The following is a 4,217-nucleotide window of genomic DNA, read 5'->3' on the forward strand; positions in this document are numbered from 1 at the left end:
CCGTGGAAATTCAGCTTAGTTGTGTTCTTGGTTGATCTTCCGTAATCTTTAACAAAATATTCAAGCACGCTCCTCTATTGTCTTACACCAGAAATGATCATCTCTCCATTTACTCCTATGTGAGACATCGTACTGAATATTTTAAATAATAAAATATAATATTGTTAGGAGTTCTTCAGGCCCTCTAAGAATATTCCGTCCAGAAAAAACATTATTATTACCATGTTTCTTCTGTGATATTAGCTTTTGCACTCGTTTTAAGCAGGATCGATGGATATTGAAGCTGGGAATATAAAACAGCGTGGTGTTTTATTTTAGGAGTACGACATGAACAATGAAAAAAATATAGATTTATTAAATGGATTAATTGATATTTCGCGAGATGGGGTGGAAGGTTTTAAAAAATGTGCAGATGATGCACATGATTCACAATTGAAAATGTACTTTGAGGATCGGGCAAATAATTGCGAGGAAGCCGTTCAAACTTTAAGTGCGGAAGTAAGGCAATATGGAGGGGAACCAGACGCGAGTGGGACTACTAAGGGAGCGTTACATCGGGTTTGGATTGACATCAGGACAGCTCTCACCAATAAGGATAATCTTGCCGTACTTGAAGAATGCGAACGAGCAGAAGATACTGCCGTTACCGCCTACGAAAATGCGCTAAAGGAAGAAATGCCTGACAGTCTTCGTACATTGATAGTGCGCCAATTAGAAGGAGCTAGAAAAAATCACGAACGTGTAAGGCAACTTAGAGATGAAGCCAGGAATAATCCCGCTAAAGCTTAACTTGTGCCGATAATTGAATTTTATTGCCTAGAATGTAACCTTTATGCGGAACCCAGTATTAGCAATAACATATTGAATGCAGAATGAATATTGCACTCATTGAACCGAAGGAGCATGCAACTGTTGTATAAGAGTAAAAAATATGTCTCATCATGGGCTAAAGATCTTAAGTACGCCTTCCGCAGGCAATCACTTCGTTAAAGTATTCCAGAATTTAGCAACTAGAACACCGGCTGTTATTCATTTTATAGAAATAGGACTATCAAAAGGAATCAGTCACGTAAAAGATTATGCGGGAAGGGTATTATGGGTGATTATCTTCAGTTACTTAATAAGTTTGGAGGCATGTGTTGGTGGTGCTGAATTAGGGTTAAGATTTCCTAATATCACAAATATCTGATGTTATTAAAGTTCCCTTTACAAAAGTACTAGGAAAGAGATATTAGTTCAGATTTATAGTTTTTTCCTGAGTTAAAATGTGAATAAAATACAAAGGATATAGTACTTATATAAATACTGAAAAGGATGATACTTACTCTGTATGTTATTAATTATTAAGTGGAGAATGTTATGAAAAATAAATTAATGATTTTAGCGGCAATTTTTGCTTTTTCCTTTACTTCTGTAAGTTTTTCAGGATTGCTGGATAAAAAAGTTGAGTTGTCGACCTTGCCACCCATAGTTCAGGAAGCGATAAACCGATATGCAGAAGATGGAAAGATTGAAAGCATAGAGAAAGAAAAATCAAAAGGAGACCTCGCTATCTACGAAGTGGAAGTGAAAAAACCAGATGGCAGTGAACTTGAGTTTAAAATCGATGGAAATGGAAAATTAATTGAATTGGAAAGAGAATAAATAAAACACCTGCTGCAAAAGCAGTGATGTGAGAAAATCCAAGAACTTTAACTAAAAAAACAGTGGCTAGAAAACCATTGTTTTTTATACATCTATTACTCTATTGTTATTGGTAGGATAATTTTAGTTGTAATGCACCCCAGGACTTAAATCTCATTGCTCAGTGAACCAAGAATATTTGATCCAATAAATAAGGGTACAATACGGAAGTGGTCGCGATAATCTATAAGATAAAGTTCATCATTTGCCTCAACCAAGCGCAGGAACTTTGATAATGAAAAATAAAGAACATATAGACTCAAAAGAAGACAATTTTGTAAAAAGTAATACTACTCCTATAGTACCTACCCCAGAAGAATTAAGTTTTGAAGTCGAGCTGCTCAAAAATTCTCCTGGTTCAAATAAAAATCCTGAAGAAATTCCTATGAAACATCCTGATAATGAAGAACCTGCATAGAATATCCCCGTCTGAGTAAGTAATCCCCGAAAATGTTCCTTAAGAACTCATCTTAAAAATAGCTCTAGTGGAAAGGTGCCGATGAAATTATTTTTTGTGATCGACCAGCTTCATATTGTGGACACCCACTTTCTACCGATATTTTCCGGCAGACCGCATAAAACAACTCAGGAACGAGCATGCTGATAGCTCTCAAGAATAAACAAATCCTGTGAGGCTTTTGGTACCATTTATGCAAATGGAATCAATTTTTAAACTATGCGGTTTCCATTCCCCAAGAGTGCGAGTTAATTGGGAGTCAGCAGGTTGGAGAGCTCAGTTAATTCCCGCTGCTTGCGTTGGTAGGCTTTATTTCAGAATTAATTAAACACTGAAATATAAATAAGATTTTTCTACTTATGAATCTTTTGTATTCTCTAATTTTACGATACTAATTTTACCATCGCTTTCAAGTCGAATTTCTTTCACGGAAGTTAATTCTTGTAAACCTTCCTCCCTTAATTTGGTCAGTAATTCATCTTTAGTGACAAATTCGCGCCGCATATTTCGCCATAATAAGATAACGTCCTTATATAAAATTATTGAAGGAGCAACAACTACCCCTCTAATCAAAGGAAACCTAAAACTCAGGTAATCAAGCAATAGATTCCAAAAAACCAAGGTTCCAACTAACAACATTCCATCGGCAATATTTGTTGCATTAGCACTCATAGCGTTTTGAGCGGCATCCGCAACTATAACAATAAAAAGAATATCTCCTACTTCCATACTTCCAACATCTCTTCGTAATATAAAACGAAAAATAAAAAAAAGAAACCAATACATCAAAGATCCTCGGATCATAATTTCCCAAGGAGAAACGCTAAAAATCCATATATCTGTATTCATCTGAATCTCTAACATAAAGGTTAAATTGATACACTTGTTTTGGAAGCTTACTTCGCTGGTTATACTGGGGTCCGAATTAACGATTGCAATCAAATCTAACCGCTGTCAAATAAAACAAGACGTACTCGACCTATCGCTAGGTTCTGTTACCATTTCACATGGTAGCCATAGATAACCACCTGTTATAACAATCATACTTTCGTAATCTCTACTCTGCTTATCGCATCTTGGTGCCAACGCGCGATACTGATTTATTGTTGCAAATGCATTTTTACCAAATGCCGATATCTATACAAACCCCAATCCACATTATCCTTCAAATAATTACGCTTTCTTGGAATTACTGGCCTAGCTCCCTTCTTTGTTATCTGCTACCATATACAATCACTGTTATAGCCTTTGTCCGTTACAATCGCTTCCGTGTACGGGAATCTGACAATCGAATGGGATGCTGAAAAATAATAATTGGTTTCACCACCGGAGAGCGCAAACCCAACTGGCATGCTATAATTATCAACCGCCAAATGAATCTTTGTGGTATTTCCTGCACGGTTTTTACCAATGGCCTGCGGCTTCTTGCCGGCCGCTCCCGCACTATGCTGAAGCGCTTGAACTTAACTGCCATCAATAGATTCCCACCCAAAATCCGAGACAAAGAGAAGCTTTCTTGAAAATCCTGTCCTAATTGTTACGCAACCGCCACGAGTTAAATCCATTGTAAATGGATTTAACTTCCCAAATGCGTTTTGCATGCCTCTCCACGAACAATCAACCGCATTTGACACAGCATTACATCTATCGTCATGTGCAAGGTGCGCTTGTTATAAACGGCCTCTTTGAAGCAAATCGCATTCTTCAGTTTCGACAGAAACTCCTCGCTGAGCAACAAACTGAGCCTCGCAAATTCGTATTATGGGTGGTATCTGAACCCAATATAACTGGACTCTCTATAATATTAAAAAGTTACCAGAAATTACCACAGACTCTCGCGATTATGCATTTACGAATTAATAATTGTTAAAGGCGAAGGAGCTGGGCCATGCAATATTTTGCCATTAGTATCAAACCTTGAGCCATGACAGGGACAATCCCAAGAACGTTCTGCTGGATTGAAATGAACAATACATCCCAAGTGTGTGCAAATAGCGGAAACTTTATGTAGTTTGCCGTCCTGATCTCGATATACTGCTAACTTATGAACTCCCTCCTGAACAATTGCTCCTTGACC

Annotated in this window: 5 protein-coding genes; 3 read left to right on the forward strand and 2 right to left on the reverse strand. The window is 37.3% G+C overall.

From position 1 onward, the window contains the following. Positions 1 to 327 precede the first annotated feature (327 nt). From C7H79_RS16480 to C7H79_RS16495, 3 genes are all read left to right on the forward strand, one after another. The gene (locus C7H79_RS16480; RefSeq protein WP_106708336.1) at positions 328 to 789 is read left to right on the forward strand and encodes a ferritin-like domain-containing protein; all 462 of its coding nucleotides are present in this window, start codon (positions 328 to 330) and stop codon (positions 787 to 789) included. A 570-nt stretch (positions 790 to 1,359) separates the two neighbouring features. Next, positions 1,360 to 1,644, forward strand: a complete 285-nt coding sequence (locus C7H79_RS16490; RefSeq protein WP_106708338.1) for a PepSY domain-containing protein — start codon at positions 1,360 to 1,362, stop codon at positions 1,642 to 1,644. A 274-nt stretch (positions 1,645 to 1,918) separates the two neighbouring features. Continuing rightward, positions 1,919 to 2,101 (forward strand): hypothetical protein, encoded by a 183-nt coding sequence (locus C7H79_RS16495; RefSeq protein ID WP_106708339.1) that lies wholly within the window; start codon positions 1,919 to 1,921, stop codon positions 2,099 to 2,101. Between the two features lie 396 nt (positions 2,102 to 2,497). Here the strand turns inward: C7H79_RS16495 and C7H79_RS16500 are convergent, their stop codons facing one another. Both C7H79_RS16500 and C7H79_RS16510 read right to left on the reverse strand, forming a co-directional pair. Further along, on the reverse strand, positions 2,498 to 2,989 hold the full coding sequence (locus tag C7H79_RS16500; protein ID WP_106708340.1) for a DUF421 domain-containing protein: 492 nt from the start codon (positions 2,987 to 2,989) through the stop codon (positions 2,498 to 2,500). Between the two features lie 1,000 nt (positions 2,990 to 3,989). Continuing rightward, a partial coding sequence (locus C7H79_RS16510; protein WP_147383655.1) for a Rieske 2Fe-2S domain-containing protein occupies positions 3,990 to 4,217 on the reverse strand: 228 nt, incomplete at its 5' end.

It is taken from the genome of Nitrosomonas supralitoralis, assembly GCF_003011925.2.
GTDB classification, from domain to species: Bacteria; Pseudomonadota; Gammaproteobacteria; order Burkholderiales; family Nitrosomonadaceae; genus Nitrosomonas; species Nitrosomonas supralitoralis.